This window comes from Schaedlerella arabinosiphila, assembly GCF_003885045.1.
Lineage (GTDB): Bacteria > Bacillota > Clostridia > Lachnospirales > Lachnospiraceae > Schaedlerella > Schaedlerella arabinosiphila.
The window spans coordinates 4,030,046-4,047,865 of the sequence record NZ_RHJS01000002.1 but is presented as its reverse complement, the minus strand read 5'-3'; the positions used below and the strand labels follow the sequence as shown (position 1 = coordinate 4,047,865).

Genomic DNA, 17,820 nt, shown 5'->3' with positions numbered 1-17,820 from the left:
ATGATTGTGAACCGCAGCACTCTGCTCTGCTGCTTTGTCGAATTTACCTGACATAGAATGATAAATTCAGCTTTTTTCTTATGCTATGCTTTAGGAAAAAATAGCAGAGGTGAGTGTAATGGAAAGACAGATACCCAAAAACGTGCGCCAGATCGGCAACGTAAGCGATACTCCGAAGATCTATGTGGAGGATTATGTAGATACATTTTTTTCACAGTTATGCGATAAGGCAGGGGAGTCCCCCGTGGGGGCGTTTCTGGTAGGCGATATACAGAGTACGGAGGATGAGGAGTATGTATACATCTACGGAGCCATCCAGATGCATGAATTGAAGCTGTCGGGCACGGAGTATGTCCTGGACGAGGATACCTGGAAGCACGCGTACGAGGACTGCAAGCAGTATTTTGAGGATGGGGAAATGCTGGGGTGGTTTGTGGCCCACGCCGGGGTGCCGCTGTCGGCGGAGGAAAACGTGACTGCGCTGCACAAAAAGTCCTTTCCCAAAAAGAATACGGTGTTTATCATAAAAGATCCGGGAGAAAAGGAAGAAGCGTATTTTGTGCACAAGCTTGACGACCTGATGGAGATCGGAGGGCACTATACATACTATGAAAAAAATCCGTGTATGCAGAATTATATGATCTCTGCCAGAAAGAAAAACGGGGCGAGCCCCACAGAGACCGTGGAGGACCAGGCGGCAAAGGACTTCCGGAGTATTGTCCGTTCCAGGGAGGAGCAGATGATGAAGCAGCGCTCCAACCGGATGATGTACGCTTTGAGCACCAGCCTTGTGCTGCTGGTGGTGATCATGGGTGTTGCCACCATGAACAACTTTGACAAGATGCGCTCCGTCCAGAACACCCTGGAAAATCTGTCCGGCACCGTGGCGTCAGACGACGGGCAGGTGCAGCAGACGGACGGAAAGGTCTCCTCCTCCGGAACACCTGCTGCATCCGGTGAGGCCGGGGCTCAAGGGGACGCCGGAACAGACGGAAACGACCAGACCCAGCCGGACGGACAGGCTCCGGGGCAAAACCAGCCAGGCGGGACGGCCCAGGACGGACAAGCCCAGCCGGAGGGGCAATCACAGGGAGGACAGGCTCAGGCAGACGGGCAGACCCAGGAAGGACAAGCCCAGTCAGGCGGGCAATCCCAGGGCGGATCGGATCAGGCAGGCAGCCAGGCTGCCGGTGAAAACGGACAGGCAGGAGGAAACGCGGCGGATGCCGGAAACGGCGCCCAGACACCCCAGGAGCCGGCCGTGGAGACCAGCGGAGGAGCGCTTGGCGAGGGAAATCCGGAAGGGTCTGACGGCTCCGGTACCTCTGCCCCCGCGGGAAATAACGGAAGCGACGGAATCTATGTCGTGGAACAGGGGGATACCCTGGCGATCATCAGCCAGAAGCTGTACGGAGACATTTCCCATGTGGACGCCATCTCCAGGATGAACGGGCTGACAGACGGAAATTTAATTTATATTGGTCAGAAATTGCTATTACCATAAAAAGATGGTATACTATAACCCGGTGATTGAAAAAAACGCAGCCTGGGAACAGATTATGCAATAAGAGGTATCAGAACTGATATGACGCAAAAGAAAAATCCAAATTTAAAGCTGATGGAGCCGCCGGGCCCGGAGAAGCCCAGGAAAAAAAAACGAAGGCATCCGCGGATCAGGCTGAAAAAGCTGGCCGTCCCCGTATTTCTCACGGGTATGGTACTGCTGGGGACCTACCTGTTGATTACGAACCATCTGTATCACAAGGCAGCCCAGACCGCGGCCTATAAAAGAGAGACTTCGGACAGCAACCGCTACGCCGCGTTCAGGAACGGGATCATTCGTTACGGCAGAAACGGCGTCACCTTCCTGAGCCGGAGAAACGAAGTGCTCTGGATTCAGCCCGGACAGTTTCAGAATCCGGTGGTGGACATAAATAACCAGACATTTGCGATTGCCGATTCCGGAGGCAATTCAATACAGATCTTTACGGAGAAAGGACTGAAAGGAGAATTTGAGACCAATCTTCCGATTGAAAAATTTTCCCTTTCGAATCAGGGGATTGTAAGTGCGATCCTGAAAAATGAAAACGCGCCCATGGTGGTGACCTATGATTCCACCGGCAATATCCTGGTGGAGAATCAGGTGGTGACGGGAAGCATGGGCTATCCGGTGGCCCTGGAGATGTCTCCGGACGGAAAAGTCCTGATCGTTTCCTATCTCGATATGAAAAACGGCGCGCTGAAGTCCAGGGTCGCCAGCTACAATTTCGTGGAGGAAGGGGCGGACAAGGAGAACCATCAGGTTGGCATAGAAGAGTACGAGGACTCTGTCATGCCGGAGATTTTTTTTATGGACGCGGTCACGTCCGTTGCGGTGGGCGACCATTCCTTTGCTATATCGAAGGGAAGCCGGATACCGGAGAAAAAAACGGAGATCAATCTGTCTGGCGAGATCAGAAGCACATTTCATACCAGCCGGTATATAGGCTTCATCCTGCTGAACGAGGAAAAATCCGGCTACGAGCTGCGGCTGTACAACAAGTCGGGCAAGCAGGTCATGAACCGCGCGATTTCCGGGGAGTTCAGCAATGTATATATGGAAGGAAATGAAATTATATTATATGAAGGTTCCAGATGCAGTATTTATACAAATATGGGGATGCCGCGTTTTGACGGGGATCTTAAGGACGATATCCTGATGATGGTTCCGATGGAAGGCATCAACCAATACATGATGATGAGTACGGATGAATTACGGGTCATTTATTTGACCGGATAGGAGAAAAGCGATGGAGAACTGGTTATTGATCATTGTAGGAGTTATATTTTTTGTGGGCATTGTGGCAGGGGCGGTCCGCGGTTTTTTGAAAATCGGGATCTCCCTTTTATCCACAGTGCTCACCGCTGCGTTATTTGCATTTCTCGCCCCTCACGTGGGGAACGCGCTGGCCCAGTACACCCCTTTGGATGAGCTGATCCAGGAAAAGATTGTGCAGGCGTTTCTCCCCGAGATCTCGGCGGAGACGCTTTCAGACAAGGATCTGAGCGGAACTCCGCTTGCGGGGATGCCTCTGGAAGACATCGAGAAGCTTTCCAGCCTGGACTGGAAGCGCCTTGGCATTACGATCGACGATTTTGCCAACATCTACGGAAATATCCCGAAGGACCAGCAGATCAAAGAAATTGAAGAATCCCCAATGCCCGATTTCTTAAAGGATCTTTTACTGGAAAACAATAACACGGCGATCTATGAAGAACTGGATGTGACGTCCTTTCCCCAGTATATCGCCACCTATATATCCCGGATGATGCTCAACGTGGTCTCGTTCCTGGTGACCTTTATTCTGGCCTTTGTCATTGTGAAGGCACTGATGGCGGCTGTGGATATTCTGGGAGACCTTCCGATCCTGGGCGTGTTCAACTATCTGGGGGGCGCTGCGGTGGGAGCGTTGTGCGCGCTGCTGTTTGTGTGGGTGCTGTTCCTGGTGATCGCGGTCTGCTACTCCATCCCCATCGGAAAGGTCTGCTTTGATATGATCGAGGACAGCGTGCTGCTGAAACTGTTATACGACAGCAACCCTCTGCTTACAAGACTGGTTTCATTTTAACGATTAGAAGTTACTGTTCACACCCTACGGGTGCTCCAGTAACACGATTAGAAAACCTTAAGAAATGAACCCTGCCGGAATCCTTGCACTTTTTGTCGAAAATTGGTATGATAAACGAGGAGAAGTGAAAAACGCGTATAATTAATAGGAGGGACAAATTGTGGCAGAGGAAGTAATTCGCATGCAGGAAGGAACGGAAACCCCATCGGAACCGATGGGGACGGTGATTTCCATGGAGTCCGTCAAGCCGGCGGCGGAGAATGTTGCACAGCAGCGGGAACAAGAAGAGGGGAATACACAGGAACAGGTACCGGAGGCAGTACAGGCCGGGCCCGTTTCGGAGGAGGCGCCAAAGCCCGCAAAGGAGACGGCGCCGGGGCCGGTATTTTACGAACCGCCCCAAAGGGAACGGGAGGAAGAACCGGAGTCCGGCGGACATGCGGGAGAGTCCGCACGGGGCTGGAAGAAGAAGCGGGGCAGCGACTTCTTTCATCTGCGGAAGGATCTTGAGGATTTTACAAGGGAGGACTGGATTCTGTCCAGGATACCCCAGGAAGATCTGATGGAATATCTCAGAATGGAGCAGAAGAACAGCGAGATGCTCCGAAACGCAAAGGAGATAAAGGAAAAGAGGATTTTTACGACACTCCAGATCGCGCTTTCCATGTCCGCCATTGTGGCGGTCGTGGCATTGCTGAAGGATAATCCGACGGTACTGGTGAATATTCTGTACATAACGGGGATTGTGATCGCTCTGTGGATCTGGCGGGGAAAACAGGATAAATGATCCGCCTTCTTACAGGCGGACCGGAGAGGCAGGGTGGCGCATGCTGAAGGAAGAACTTTGGGAAAAATTGATCCTACATCAGGGAAAGACGTTTCATACGGTAAAAGGGCTGGAATTTCGATATCAGGTGATCGGCGGAGAACTGTTCATAGACAGACGCTCCAAATCGATCACACGGGCAACGGTCGAAAAAGCCTGGGACAAAATCCAGGCCAGGCCGGGAGAGATTACCGGGCCGAAAAGCCTTGGAGTATTTGGCGCGCCCTATGTGTGGGCAGTTTTTAAAGCGTTTGGAATCGTGTGAAAGACGGCGTTTTTTTGGAACGGCGGTCGAATTTTGCCGGAGGATTTGTTTTACATTTTCTGGTATATTTCTCTTTTCATTTTGTAAGATATAAAGTATAATAGAATTTAATATACGGAAATAAAACAAGCGGTAACGAGGTGGGCTTATGAAGAAAAATGATACCAGTAAAACAACAGCAGCCAGCAAAGAGGCAAAGACCGTCAAGCCGAAGAAAGCGGCGCAGCCTTACGAGATCGGAGAACTCGACCAATATCTGTTCGGACACGGCACCCATTATGAGATCTATAAGAAGATGGGTGCTCACAAGGTGACAGTAGACGGCGTGGAAGGCGTATACTTTGCGGTATGGGCGCCCCATGCGGAGAAGGTATCCGTAGTCGGAGAGTTCAATGGCTGGGAGGCGGACGCAGACGAGATGGAGCGGCTGGAGCCGGCGGGGATCTATACACGTTTTGTTCCCGGCGCAAAAGAAGGGGACATGTACAAGTTCTGCATCGAGACGATGAAAGGCGAGAAGCTGTACAAAGCAGATCCCTTTGCCAACTATTCGGAGTTGCGCCCGGGCAATGCCTCACGGGTGGCCGATATCTCACACTTTACCTGGTCGGATGACGCATGGATGGAAGCGCGTGAGAAGTGGGACAACACGAAGAACCCGATGTCTGTTTACGAGGTGCATATGGGTTCCTGGATGCGCCATCCCTGCCGGGAGGATGAGGGCTTTTATACGTACCGTGACTTTGCGGTATCCGTCACGGAGTATGTCAAGAAGATGGGGTATACCCATGTGGAGCTGATGGGCATTGCGGAGCATCCCTTTGACGGCTCCTGGGGATACCAGGTGACCGGATACTACGCGCCTACGTCGCGTTACGGCACTCCGGAGGACTTTGCGTACCTGGTGAATTATCTGCATAAGAACAAGATCGGCGTCATTCTGGACTGGGTGCCGGCGCATTTCCCGAGAGATGCCCACGGCCTGGCGGATTTTGACGGGACACCCACTTTCGAATATGCGGACCCGAGACGGGGAGAGCATCCGGACTGGGGAACGAAGATTTTTGACCTGGGCAAGAGCGAGGTGGAGAACTTTCTGATCGCCAATGCGCTGTTCTGGATCGAACACTACCATGTGGACGGCCTGCGGGTGGATGCGGTGGCGTCCATGCTGTATCTGGACTACGGCAAGCAGGACGGACAATGGGTTGCCAATAAATACGGCGGCAATGAGAACCTGGAAGCCATCGAGTTTTTCAAGCATCTCAATTCCGTGGTGCTGGGAAGAAACCATGGAGCGGTCATGATCGCGGAAGAATCCACCGCATGGCCGAAGGTGACCGGGGCGCCGGAAGAGGACGGACTCGGTTTCAGCATCAAGTGGAACATGGGCTGGATGCACGACTTTACAGAATATATGAAGCTGGATCCGCTGTTTCGGAAGAATGCCCACTACATGATGACATTCTCCATGGAATACGCATACAGCGAGAATTACATCCTTGTGCTCTCCCACGATGAGGTGGTGCATCTCAAGTGCTCCATGCTCAACAAGATGCCGGGCCTGGGATTTGACAAGTTTGCGAACCTCAAGGCTGCCTATGCGTTTATGATAGGACACCCGGGCAAGAAGCTGCTCTTCATGGGACAGGATTTTGCACAGCTCAGGGAATGGAGTGAGGAGCGGGAGCTTGACTGGTTTCTGCTGGCGGAACAGCCCCATCAGCAGATCCAGAACTGGGTGCAGGAGCTTCTGCATCTGTACCGGAAGAACAAGGCGCTTTACGAGATGGATACGGACGAAAAAGGCTTTGAATGGATCAATAAGGACGACATTTTCCGAAGCATTTTCAGCTTCGTGAGATATTCCAAGGACAGGAAAAGAAACCTCCTGTTTGTATGCAATTTCACTCCGATGGAGCGGGAGGACTACCGGGTCGGCGTACCCAGGGGCAAGCAGTATAAGCTGATCCTGAACAGCGATGACGAAAGGTACGGAGGAACAGGAGGGGAACGGCCGCTGATGTACAAAGCAGTCAAGAAGGAATGCGACGGGCAGAAATATTCCTTTGCATATCCGCTGCCGCCGTACGGAGTAGCAGTGTTTGAATTTTAAACATGAAACTATAACAGAAGCAGGTAAAAACCTTCCGCAATTTTGCGGAAGGTTTTTTTTCGGCATTATTGAAAGAATTATGGACTTATGTTAGAATATACAAAGTATTGTTGGCTTTTATACGGAGGAATTCCCAATGAATGAAAAAAAGAGATCATGGTATGGCTTAATCTATATTTTATTTTTAATGGCTGCAATTATCATACTGTTCTGGTGGTATACCGTGCAGAACAGCAAGCGTATTGAAAAACAGAACCTGAATTATGCCGAGGATTCCGCCCAGCAGACAGCGCAGTCGATCTCGAAGGAGTTTGAAAATGCCATCAACCGTATCAGCACTTACGCATATTTCCTTGGGGAAGGGCTGTCCGAGCCGAAGGTCAGCGCGGAAGGACTCAAAGGAATGACGGGAAATTCTCTGTTTGATTCCTTCATTTATACGGATGCCAATGGAATCAGCCTGACCTCCGACGGGGTGGTCTCGGATACTTCGGAAAAGGAATACTATGTCAGAGGGATGAACGGCGAGACAGGTATGTCCGTTGAGAAGGAGTCCAGCCTGTTTGACGAGACGGTGGTGACCTTTTTCGCACCCCTCCATTACCAGGGACAGATCATCGGCGTGCTGGAGGGAATCTATTCTGCAAATTCCTACCTGTGCGACCTGCTTTCCGCCAGCTATTTCGGGGAAAAGGCGGATGTATATCTCTGCATGGGGGACGGAATGAAGATTTCCAGCTCGGACGGAGAAGAGAACGCCGAGAACATATTCACCATGCTGAGCGACTCCCATATCGTCAGCCAGGAATCCTTGGAAGAGATAAAAAAGATCTTTGAGTTCGGCGGGGAAGGCGCGTTCATCTGTCCGAACGGCAGTAAAACGGACAATATCTGTGTGATCAACCTGCCGGGCAATGAATACGTCCTTGTACAGATGTTTCCAAAGAGTGTCACCCAGACCATGATCAATAATGCAAACCGGACAGGAAGCATACTGGAGAGCATGCTGATTACGCTGTTCATTATATACATCATCATTCTCCTGACCAGGACTAGAAAAGAGAAAAAACGGCTGGAAAAAGAGAACCGGGAGATGGGTTATGTCATCGGCGGCGTGAATACATTGTTCGCCCGCTTTGTTATGATCGACTTTGAGAAGGGAACCTACCACTATCTTTCCGGAACACGCCCGGAGCGGGACGAAATCGAATGCAACGGCATGATGGAAGACCTGTGCGAATATCTGTGCACCTTCCTGATCGCGGAAGATGACCGGGAAAAGTTTTCAGAGCTGTTCAATGTCAACAGCCTTGCGGAGATGCTGGGAACAGACGAGACGGATGTGCGTCTGGAATACCATGTGCAGAGAAACGGCGAGCCCGAATGGGAACATATGAATGTGATCTGCCTGGAACGGAAGGACGGCAGGGTGAGCAAGGCCCTGTTTATCCGGCAGAACATCACCGAGGTCAAGGAGAGGGAGCTGCGTATCCAGGCGGAGATCTCCCTTGCAAACCGGAAAGAAAGGCAGTATCGGATCGCGATTACGTCAAAAGCCCTCTATACGTTTGACTTTAATCTGACACAGGACCAGATCGAACGGGATATTGTCTGCATGCACGGCGACAGGCTGGAATCCATGGTGGAGAGGGTCGGGCTTTCGCTGCCCTGCAGGGCTTCGGAGTGGTTTGAGCGATGGAAGCGGTATGTGGCCGATGAATCCATGGAAGATTACTGCGCAACGATCAATGCGGATTATCTGAAAAAATGTTTTGCAGAGGGTGATACGGAGATCAATGTGGAGTATTGGAGCGAGGATCTCGACGGCGAGAAGATCTGTGTGCGCCAGTCCTTTATCATGACATGGGACGACGACACGGGAGACATCATGGTCATGGTTGTTACCAAGGAGATCACCGGCCAGGTGAAGAGGCAGATGGAACAGACCCAGGCCCTTCAGGATGCGCTGCTCGAAGCACAGCACGCCAATAATGCAAAGACCACCTTCCTCTCCAATATGTCCCATGATATCCGTACCCCGATGAATGCGATCATCGGATTTACGACCATCGCCGTGAGCCATATTGACAATCGGGAGCAGGTCAGGGATTGCCTGCAGAAGGTTCTTTCATCCAGCAACCACCTGCTCAGCCTGATCAACGATATCCTGGACATGAGCCGGATCGAGAGCGGCAAAGTGCAGATCAAGGAGCAGGAGTGCAACATTTCCGAGATGATGCACAACCTGGTCAATATCATCCAGCCTCAGGTCAAGGCCAAGCAGTTGGAACTGTTTATCGACACCTACGATATCGCGAATGAGGATGTATTCGCAGATTCGCTCAAGCTGAACCAGATGTTTGTAAACCTGATCAGCAACGCGGTAAAATATACTCCGGCCGGGGGAACGGTGAGCTTTCGGATCATTCAGAAAAGCACCTACCGCCGGGGATACGGAGATTACATCTTTATCATCAAGGACAACGGCATCGGGATGTCGCCGGAATTTGTGGAGCATATTTTCGAACCCTTTGAGCGGGAGTCAAGTACCACCAAGACCGGTATCCAGGGAACCGGGCTGGGCATGGCCATCACGAAAAATATCGTAGATATGATGGGCGGCAAGATCAGTGTGGAAAGCGAAAAAGGCAAGGGAAGCACATTTACGGTTGAACTCAGCCTGAAGCTGCAGAACACGGAAAAAGAAGCGGAAATGATCAAAGAGCTGTCCGGCCTGCGTGCATTGGTTGTAGACGACGACTTCGACACATGTACCAGCGTGAGCAAGATGCTCAAGCAGATCGGTATGCGCGCGGAATGGACGACGTCGGGAAGAGAAGCGGCCTACCGGGCGAAGAGCGCGTTTGACGAAGGGGATTCCTACCATACTTATATCGTAGACTGGCAGATGCCGGAGACCAGCGGTATCGAAACAGCGAGAAGGATTCGCAGCGCAGTCGGAAATGAGGCTCCTATCATCATTCTGACCGCCTATGACTGGACGGATATTGAGGAGGAGGCCAAGGCAGCCGGGATTACCGCGTTCTGCGCAAAACCGCTCTTTATGTCGGATCTGAAGTCCGTACTCCTTGTGGCAAACTGCCTGATTGAGAAGGAAGAGAAAGAAACGGCATGGCTCCAGGCTGATTTCAGCGGAAAGCGAATCCTGCTTGTGGAGGATAACGAACTGAACCGCGAGATTGCGGAAGAGATTCTGGAGGAGACAGGGTTTGTCGTGGAGACGGCCCCGGACGGCTCTGATGCGGTAGAGATGATGAAGGCAGCCGAGGAGGGCTACTATGACGCGATCCTGATGGACGTACAGATGCCGATTATGGACGGCTACGAGGCGACCCGGACGATCCGGGCGATGTCCAGGGCGGATGTCCGGAACCTGCCCATCATTGCCATGACCGCCAACGCCATGGATGAGGATAAGGAAGCGGCTCTGAAGAACGGGATGACCGCGCATATCGCAAAACCCATTGATGTGGATGTGTTCATTTCTGTCCTGGGACATTACCTGGGGCAGGGAAAATAAAAACAGGAGAAGCCTTGGCTGCGGATCAGTGCAGCCAAGGCTTCTCCTGTTTTTTACGGTAAAAAGGTTTCAGAATAAAAAGAACTCCACTGCCAGAACCGAGGCGCAGCACAGCACGGCGGTCTTGAACAGGTCGGCTCCCAGCCATGCGGCGGCCATGCCGACGGCAAGGGCGGTCAATCCGGACAGGGGGCTCTGGGTGGCTTCCACGATGGCCGGAAAGGTCATGACGGCAAGGGTCACATAGGGAACATAGTATAAAAACGACCGGATGAACCGGTTTTTGATCGGCCTGCGGATCAGGGTCATGGGAAGAACCCTGACCAGATAAGAGACGCCTGCCATGATCAAAAGATAGAGATACATATTATGCATTGGTCTCATCCTCCTCTGTATTTTGCGGAAACAGAAGCGCGGCGGCAGCTGAGAGGACTACAGTCAGAATAATCGTCCGCGTCCCGCCGGACACCCGGGAGACCGCCGGAAGATGGGCCGCCCCATAGCTGGCCCCGAAACATAAGACAATGAGCCCCGCGATCACTTTGCTCTGTCTGGCGGCAGGAATGATGACTGCCAGAAACATTCCATAAAGCGCCACGCTGAAAGCGCTGACGAGACGCAGAGGAAGCAGCCCGCCGGCAATGGCGCCCAGGGCAGTCCCCACCGCCCAGCAGGGTGCGGCCACCAGTACCGCGCCGTAGCTGTAAAAGGGATTCAGGCAGCCCGGGCGCGCAATGGCAATGCCGAACAGTTCATCGGTAATATGAAAAGCCATGAGCGGCCGGTGGAATCCGGGCATGGCAGGATCCAGCCGCTGGCTCATGGCGCAGCTCATCAGCAGATACCTGGCATTGGCGATCAGGGTGACGACGGCCAGCTCCAGATAAGTGGCGCCCGCCGCGATCAGGGTAAAGCCCGCATATTCCCCAGCTGAAGCATTGCAGAGCAGGCTTGCCAGGAAGCCCTGGAATGGGGTGAGCCCGGCATTTTTTGCGGCGATCCCGAGGGAAAAGGAAACCGCGAAATAGCCCAGCCCGATGGGGACGCCGTCACGCATTCCATCCCCCAGGGCCTGCCTGCTGAAACGTGTTCCCAGAGTGTTGATATTGTATGTTTGTTCCATGATGTTACTCCTGTGTATGATTGGTCTGCAGGCAGGATACGGTGTATCCGCCGGATGATGTCTGGCCCGCATGTACGCGGTTCTTACAGCGCGCTTTGCGGTTCTCTTAGAATACCATCGTCTCCAGCCTGCTCATGGCCTCCTCCAAAAGTGTTCTGGGCAGCGCCACATTCAGGCGGATGCCGTATTCTCCATGAAATGGCCTTCCGTCCTGCCAGATGACTCCGGCCTCCACGCCCATGCGCTGCAGCTCGTCGATGGTTTTTCCATGGGATTTGCACCATGCTTCGCAGTCCAGGAACAGCATGTATGTCCCCTGGGGCTTTGTCACGGACACGCCGTCAAAATGCTCCAGGATAAAATGATATGCATACTCTACATTTTCCGTCAGTACCTGGCAAAGCTCATCAACCCACTCATATCCTTCCGGCCGGTATGCGCCGATCAGCGCATGCATGGAGAGGACGTTCATGGAATTGTAGTGTGACAGTGAGGATTCCTTCCGTATCCTGTCCCGGATATAAGGGTTATAGATGATATGGTAGCTGCCGATCAGCCCGGCCAGGTTGAACGTCTTTGACGGGGCGTAAAAGGCGGCTGTGCGCATCCGGGCATCCTCGGAGACCGTCTGGGTCGGAATATGACGGCTGCCGGTCAGGATGATATCCGACCAGATCTCATCCGCGGCGACCATCACATCGTATTTTCGGAAGAGTTCCATGACCTGTTCCAGTTCTCCGCGCTCCCAGACACGGCCGCATGGATTGTGGGGGGAGCAGAAGATGGCCGCATGGATATTTTCTTCCGAAAGCTTTCGTTCCATATCCTCAAAATCCATTCTCCAGCAGCCCGCGTCGTCCTTTATAAGAGGGCTCAGCACGATGTGATACCCGTTATTTTCCAGGGCTTCGGTGAACCCGATGTAAGTGGGGGAGTGCAGCAGAACCTTGTCGCCTTTGGAGCAAAATACATTCAGGGCGCTGAGCACCCCGCCGAGTACGCCGTTTTCATAGCCGATGCACTCCTTCGTCAGCCCCTGTACGCCGTGGCGCTTTTCTTGCCATCGGATGATGGAATCATAATATTCGTCCCTGGGTGAAAAATATCCGTACGCCGTATGTTTGGTACGTTCTATGATGGCCTCCGGTATGGTGGGGACGGTCTGAAAATTCATGTCCGCAACCCACATCGGAATCCGGCTTAAGCCCTCCCTCACCTGTATCTCTTTATACGGAATCAGATCTACCGCGATGGCATCTTTTCCGCTTCGATCCATAATTGTTGTAAAATCATATTTCATCTTCTGCAACCTCACTTTTTTTATCTACGCTCATAGGGGATGACTTATTGCTGTGATCCTTCCGGCAGCTTGGATACGTCAATCCAGCTTATGGGATTCGCATATTCCTCCAACTCCTCCATGTTCAGCTCAATCGCGCTGTTGGAGCTGCCGCATGCGGGAAAGACCGTGGAAAACCGTTTGAGAGACACGTCCAGATAGACCTCCACTCCCGGATTCACGGCAAAAGGACAGACCCCGCCCACCGCATGACCGATCAGCGGCTCCGCCTCTTCAAAAGACAGCATCTTTGCTTTTGTTCCGAACTGTGCCTTATACTTCGGATTGTCGATCTTTGCGTCTCCCGCCATGACGATGAGCGCCACCTTTTCCTTTATATGGAAAGACAGGGTTTTCGCGATGCGGTTTTCCTCGCAGCGGAGCGCCTGGGCGGCCAGTGCGACTGTGGCGCTGGAACCGTCAAATTCCTGGATGCGTTCCTCAATTCCCTTTGTTTTGAAATATTCTCTGACTCTTTCAATTGACATGATATATGACCTCCTGTAACGATCAGATTCCTTTTGGCCTGTACGGATGATAACACGGGCGGAAGAGAATTACAAGTGTTTTCAGTAATACTTGAAATGCAAAAAAACATTATATATAATAAAAAAGTAAAAGCATACGCGCCCAAAGCGGGCGGAAACGGAGGAAAAGATGGAGATCAGACGCGCACAGGAAAAGGACATGGACAGGATCAACGAGCTTTTGCGGCAGGTATGCATGGTGCACCACAAAGGACGCCCCGACCTGTTCAAGGGAGATAATAACAGAAAATACACGGACAGCCAGCTCCGTGAGATTATACACGATGAGGACCGCCCCATATTTGTCGCCGTGGATGAGACGGAAAAGGTATTGGGCTATGCATTCTGCATCTTTCAGCAGCATGTGAACGACAACATTCTGACGGATATCAGGACGCTTTACATCGACGACCTGTGCGTGGACGAAACGATCCGGGGACAGCACATCGGAAAAAAACTCTACGAAAACGTACTGGAATTTGCCAGGGCGCAGGGCTGTTATAATGTAACCCTGAATGTATGGTCCTGCAATGAGACGGCAATGAGGTTCTATGAGAAATGCGGCCTGAAGCCCCAGAAGGTGGGAATGGAGACTATATTATAAGAAAAAAACGGGGCGGCAGTATAGTGCGCCAATGCAATTCGGAGGTTATATGCCGCACCTGGTCAAGGTACGGCACATAACCTCCGATCACTGTTCATTCCCGGATCGGACGCTCACAGTAACGCAGAATAAACTTATAAAATGTTTTTCCGTTCAGGCATTGCCGGATGATTTGGACATTCCTTATGTATAAGCAGAATTAAGCATTTACTGGAATGTGATATTGCTCTAATAAGGCTCTCATGCGGGCAAGCTCTGCATTTTTGTCAGCGAGTTCGACGGCCAGGGGGTTTCGGTCGGCAGTCAGTGTCTTATTATCGGCAATTAATGTTTTGTTATTAGCAAGCAACATCTCATTATCCGCAATCAATCGCTTTTGAAGTACGCTTGGTAGTTCAATCAATGGCTTCGTCATACGATCCACCTCCTCGTAAAAATCGGCATGCTTCTCAAATATTTTTTCAGCGGCACGGCGGAACAGGTTCACATAATCGTCATATTCCTGCTCTGTCAAATATCCCTGTTCCACTTCATCTTTTAGTATTATCATAACCTTGTCAACAAAGGCTGTAAAATGATGCGGCAGCGCAGAACATCCGGAATCCGGTTGTTCTTCTCCGGATAAATGACGGCAGAGCGGGGGAAGCGCATGACCAGGCCGTCCGGGTTCTGTTCCCCGGAGGTGGTGTGCTGCATGGCAAAATGCAGATCATAAGCGATCATGCGGATGACCATATCCTGGTCGTTATGCATCTGACATTCCAGATGATAATAGTCCGTGCCATTTACCAATAGCGCGATATCGGACAGTCGGGAACCCGGCGGCGCATCCGGGTTCTCCCGGTAAGTGGAAGATTCCGTGGCCAGCAGGGTGATTGGTGTCCCTCTTGGATACTCTTTACCGTAGAGTTCCTTAAAGAGGGGAAAAAGCTGTTCCGGCATGGCATCTACAATGGCTTTGAGAATCTCATCCCACAGCATTGAGCTGCCAGGTTTGTTTTTTGCAGACATAGATAATCAATCCTTTCTTTAAAAATAAAGTATAAACCAATGGGTTTCAATTGCTGTGAAATATGGCGAGCTGCCAGAATTGCCGGACAGCCGGAATGGCGTCCGATAGGTTTTCACATGACAAGTATAACAGACAGGGCAGAGAAAGTAAATAGCCACTATCCCAGTTTTTACACACATGATGGTTACATGTTACTGGTCACAACGTAAGCGTGAGCAATAACGGATATAAAAATAAAGCCGGCGCTTAAAGTGTTCCGGAGTGCCGGCTCCTGTTGCTGCTGGGGGATGTGTTTCTTCTGAAACATCCCCCCATAAAATGATAAGTCCTGAGAAGAATTAAGCATTTACCGGAATGTGATGTTGCTCTAATAAAGCTCTCATGCGGGCAAGCTCTGCGTTTTTGTCAGCGAGTTCAACGGCCAGGGCGTTTCGGTCGATAGTCAGCATCTCATTATCCGCAATTAATGTCTCGTTATTAGCAAGCAGCGTCTCATTATCCGCAATCAATGCTTTTTTATTCGCATTCAAACTGTCAATCTCCGCATACAGACGCTTTTGAAGTACACTTGGCAGTTCAATCAATGGCTTCGTCATACGATCCACCTCTCTTCGAAAATCGGCATGTTTCTCAAATATTTTTTCGGCGGCACGGCGGAACAGGTTCACATAATCGTCATATTCCTGCTCTGTCAAATATCCCTGTTCCACTTCATCCTTTAGTATTATCATAACCTTGTCAACAAAGGCTGTCAATTCATTTTTTGTCAAAGGAAACTTCCTTTTCGGATTCAACCGGGGACGCAGCCGGAGCAGAACGTAGGGTAGAAAAAGGTTCAGGTGCTTTTCCTGGATCTCCTCCAGGGAATAGGACTGGATTCTGACAGTAGGGATCTGGTAAATATGCTCGCTCCCGTCCTGAAAAATGATGCGGCAGCGCAGAACATCCGGAATCCGGTTGTTCTTCTCCGGATAAATGACGGCAGAGCGGGGGAAGCGCATGACCAGGCCGTCCAGATTTTGTTCCCCGGAGGTAGTGTGCTGCATGGCAAAATGCAGATCATAAGCGACCATTCGGATGACCATATCCTGGTCGTTGCGCATCTGGCATTCCAGATGATAATAGTCTGTGCCGTTTACCAAAAGCGCGATATCACACAGGCGAGAACCCGGCGGCGCATCCGGGTTCTCCCGGTAAGTGGAAGATTCCGTGGCCAGCAGGGTGATTGGTGTCCCTCTTGGATACTCTTTACCGTAGAGTTCCTTAAAGAGGGGAAAAAGCTGTTCCGGCATGGCATCTACAATGGCTTTGAGAATCTCATCCCACAGCATTGAGCTGCCAGGTTTGTTTTTTGCAGACATAGATAATCAATCCTTTCTTTAAATAAAGTATAAACCAATGGGTTTCAATTGCTGTGAAATATGGCGAGCTGCCAGAATTGCCGGACAGCCGGAAAGGCGTCCGATAGGTTTTCACATGACAAGTATAACAGACAGGGCAGAGAAAGTAAATAGTCACTATTCCAGTTTTTACGCACGACAGTTACTGGCGTTACAGTTCACGGCCTAACCGGCCGCGAACTGTAACGGCATCCAGCCCATTGAAAAGTCACCTGACGGCGAGGGGCTGGATGCACGCAACCGCTATTTTACTGGCCGGATGCCTTGCAGCAGAGTGCAAAGTACCGTGAACAGTAACTTACTGGCAACACTGTAGGTGTGAGCAATAACGGTCATAAAAATAAAGCCGGCGCTTAAAGTGTTCCGGAGTGCCGGCTCCTGTTGCTGCTGGGGGATGTGTTTCTTCTGAAACATCCCCCATAAAATGATAAGTCCTGAGAAGAATTAAGCATTTACCGGAATGTGATGTTGCTCTAGTAATGATCTCATGCGAGCAAGCTCTGCATTTTTGTCAGCAAGTTCGACAGTCAGCATCTCATTATCGGCGGTCAGCATCTCATTATCGGCAGTCAGCATCTCATTATTAGCAAGCAACCTCTCATTATCCGCAATCAATCGCTTTTGAAGTACACTTGGCAGTTCAATCAATGGTTTCGTCATACGATCCACCTCTCTTCGAAAATCGGCATGTTTCTCAAATATTTTTTCGGCGGCACGGCGGAACAGGTTCACATAATCGTCATATTCCTGCTCTGTCAAATATCCCTGTTCCACTTCATCCTTTAGTATTATCATAACCTTGTCAACAAAGGCTGTCAATTCATTTTTTGTCAAAGGAAACTTCCTTTTCGGATTCAACCGGGGACGCAGCCGGAGCAGAACGTAGGGTAGAAAAAGGTTCAGGTGCTTTTCCTGGATCTCCTCCAGGGAATAGGACTGGATTCTGACAGTAGGGACCTGGTAAATATGCTCGCTCCCGTCCTGAAAAATGATGCGGCAGCGCAGAACATCCGGAATCCGGTTGTTCTTCTCCGGATAAATGACGGCAGAGCGGGGGAAGCGCATGACCAGGCCGTCCAGATTTTGTTCCCCGGAGGTAGTGTGCTGCATGGCAAAATGCAGATCATAAGCGACCATGCGGATGACCATATCCTGGTCGTTATGCATCTGACATTCCAGATGATAATAGTCCGTGCCATTTACCAATAGCGCGATATCGGACAGTCGGGAACCCGGCGGCGCATCCGGGTGCTCCCGGTAAGTGGAAGATTCCGTGGCCAGCAGGGTGATTGGTGTCCCTCTTGGATACTCTTTACCGTAGAGTTCCTTAAAGAGGGGAAAAAGCTGTTCCGGCATGGCATCTACAATGGCTTTGAGAATCTCATCCCACAGCATCGAGCTGCCAGGTTTGTTTTTTGCAGACATAGATAATCCATCCTTTCTTTAAAATAAAGTATAA

16 protein-coding genes are annotated in these 17,820 nt (G+C 51.0%); 8 read left to right on the top strand and 8 right to left on the bottom strand.

Going from position 1 to position 17,820, the window contains the following annotated elements; genetic code table 11:
* Nucleotides 1–118: 118 nt before the first annotated feature.
* From EBB54_RS19195 to EBB54_RS19165, 7 genes are all read left to right on the top strand, one after another.
* Nucleotides 119–1,504 (top strand): LysM peptidoglycan-binding domain-containing protein, encoded by a 1,386-nt coding sequence (locus tag EBB54_RS19195; RefSeq protein WP_125128591.1) that lies wholly within the window; start codon nt 119–121, stop codon nt 1,502–1,504.
* An 81-nt stretch (nt 1,505–1,585) separates the two neighbouring features.
* Nucleotides 1,586–2,779 (top strand): DUF5711 family protein, encoded by a 1,194-nt coding sequence (locus EBB54_RS19190; protein ID WP_125128590.1) that lies wholly within the window; start codon nt 1,586–1,588, stop codon nt 2,777–2,779.
* Nucleotides 2,780–2,789: 10 nt separating this feature from the next.
* The gene (locus EBB54_RS19185) at nt 2,790–3,608 is read left to right on the top strand and encodes a CvpA family protein (protein ID WP_125128589.1); all 819 of its coding nucleotides are present in this window, start codon (nt 2,790–2,792) and stop codon (nt 3,606–3,608) included.
* Between the two features lie 160 nt (nt 3,609–3,768).
* Complete coding sequence (locus tag EBB54_RS19180) at nt 3,769–4,395, top strand: hypothetical protein (protein ID WP_125128588.1); 627 nt, start codon at nt 3,769–3,771, stop codon at nt 4,393–4,395.
* A 40-nt stretch (nt 4,396–4,435) separates the two neighbouring features.
* Nucleotides 4,436–4,699, top strand: coding sequence for a hypothetical protein (locus tag EBB54_RS19175; RefSeq protein WP_125128587.1), 264 nt, complete (start codon nt 4,436–4,438; stop codon nt 4,697–4,699).
* 148 nt (nt 4,700–4,847) lie between these two features.
* A complete protein-coding gene (gene glgB / locus EBB54_RS19170; RefSeq protein ID WP_125128586.1) occupies nt 4,848–6,815 on the top strand; it encodes a 1,4-alpha-glucan branching protein GlgB in 1,968 nt (655 codons plus the stop codon).
* A 136-nt stretch (nt 6,816–6,951) separates the two neighbouring features.
* The gene (locus EBB54_RS19165; protein WP_125128585.1) at nt 6,952–10,356 is read left to right on the top strand and encodes a hybrid sensor histidine kinase/response regulator; all 3,405 of its coding nucleotides are present in this window, start codon (nt 6,952–6,954) and stop codon (nt 10,354–10,356) included.
* A 69-nt stretch (nt 10,357–10,425) separates the two neighbouring features.
* On the opposite strand, the gene EBB54_RS19160 is transcribed toward EBB54_RS19165, so the two are convergent.
* From EBB54_RS19160 to EBB54_RS19145, 4 genes are all read right to left on the bottom strand, one after another.
* A complete protein-coding gene (locus EBB54_RS19160) occupies nt 10,426–10,731 on the bottom strand; it encodes an AzlD domain-containing protein (RefSeq protein WP_004074988.1) in 306 nt (101 codons plus the stop codon).
* A complete protein-coding gene (locus EBB54_RS19155) occupies nt 10,724–11,479 on the bottom strand; it encodes an AzlC family ABC transporter permease (RefSeq protein ID WP_125128584.1) in 756 nt (251 codons plus the stop codon). Before EBB54_RS19155 ends, EBB54_RS19160 begins: the two co-directional genes overlap by 8 nt.
* 106 nt (nt 11,480–11,585) lie before the next feature.
* Nucleotides 11,586–12,779 carry a MalY/PatB family protein gene (locus EBB54_RS19150; RefSeq protein ID WP_125128583.1) on the bottom strand — a complete coding sequence of 398 codons (1,194 nt, stop codon included), beginning with the start codon at nt 12,777–12,779 and terminating at the stop codon, nt 11,586–11,588.
* A gap of 44 nt (nt 12,780–12,823) precedes the next feature.
* Nucleotides 12,824–13,306 (bottom strand): YbaK/EbsC family protein, encoded by a 483-nt coding sequence (locus EBB54_RS19145; protein WP_125128582.1) that lies wholly within the window; start codon nt 13,304–13,306, stop codon nt 12,824–12,826.
* 169 nt (nt 13,307–13,475) lie between these two features.
* Between EBB54_RS19145 and EBB54_RS19140 the strand changes: the two genes are divergently transcribed.
* Nucleotides 13,476–13,949, top strand: a complete 474-nt coding sequence (locus EBB54_RS19140) for a GNAT family N-acetyltransferase (protein ID WP_004074997.1) — start codon at nt 13,476–13,478, stop codon at nt 13,947–13,949.
* A 199-nt stretch (nt 13,950–14,148) separates the two neighbouring features.
* On the opposite strand, the gene EBB54_RS31295 is transcribed toward EBB54_RS19140, so the two are convergent.
* From EBB54_RS31295 to EBB54_RS19125, 4 genes are all read right to left on the bottom strand, one after another.
* The gene (locus EBB54_RS31295; RefSeq protein WP_243127731.1) at nt 14,149–14,499 is read right to left on the bottom strand and encodes a hypothetical protein; all 351 of its coding nucleotides are present in this window, start codon (nt 14,497–14,499) and stop codon (nt 14,149–14,151) included.
* On the bottom strand, nt 14,496–14,930 hold the full coding sequence (locus EBB54_RS31290; protein WP_243127730.1) for a hypothetical protein: 435 nt from the start codon (nt 14,928–14,930) through the stop codon (nt 14,496–14,498). Before EBB54_RS31290 ends, EBB54_RS31295 begins: the two co-directional genes overlap by 4 nt.
* Before the next feature lie 369 nt (nt 14,931–15,299).
* Complete coding sequence (locus tag EBB54_RS19130) at nt 15,300–16,292, bottom strand: hypothetical protein (protein WP_243127729.1); 993 nt, start codon at nt 16,290–16,292, stop codon at nt 15,300–15,302.
* A gap of 513 nt (nt 16,293–16,805) precedes the next feature.
* Nucleotides 16,806–17,786, bottom strand: coding sequence for an RpnC/YadD family protein (locus EBB54_RS19125; protein WP_125128580.1), 981 nt, complete (start codon nt 17,784–17,786; stop codon nt 16,806–16,808).
* Nucleotides 17,787–17,820 lie beyond the last annotated feature (34 nt).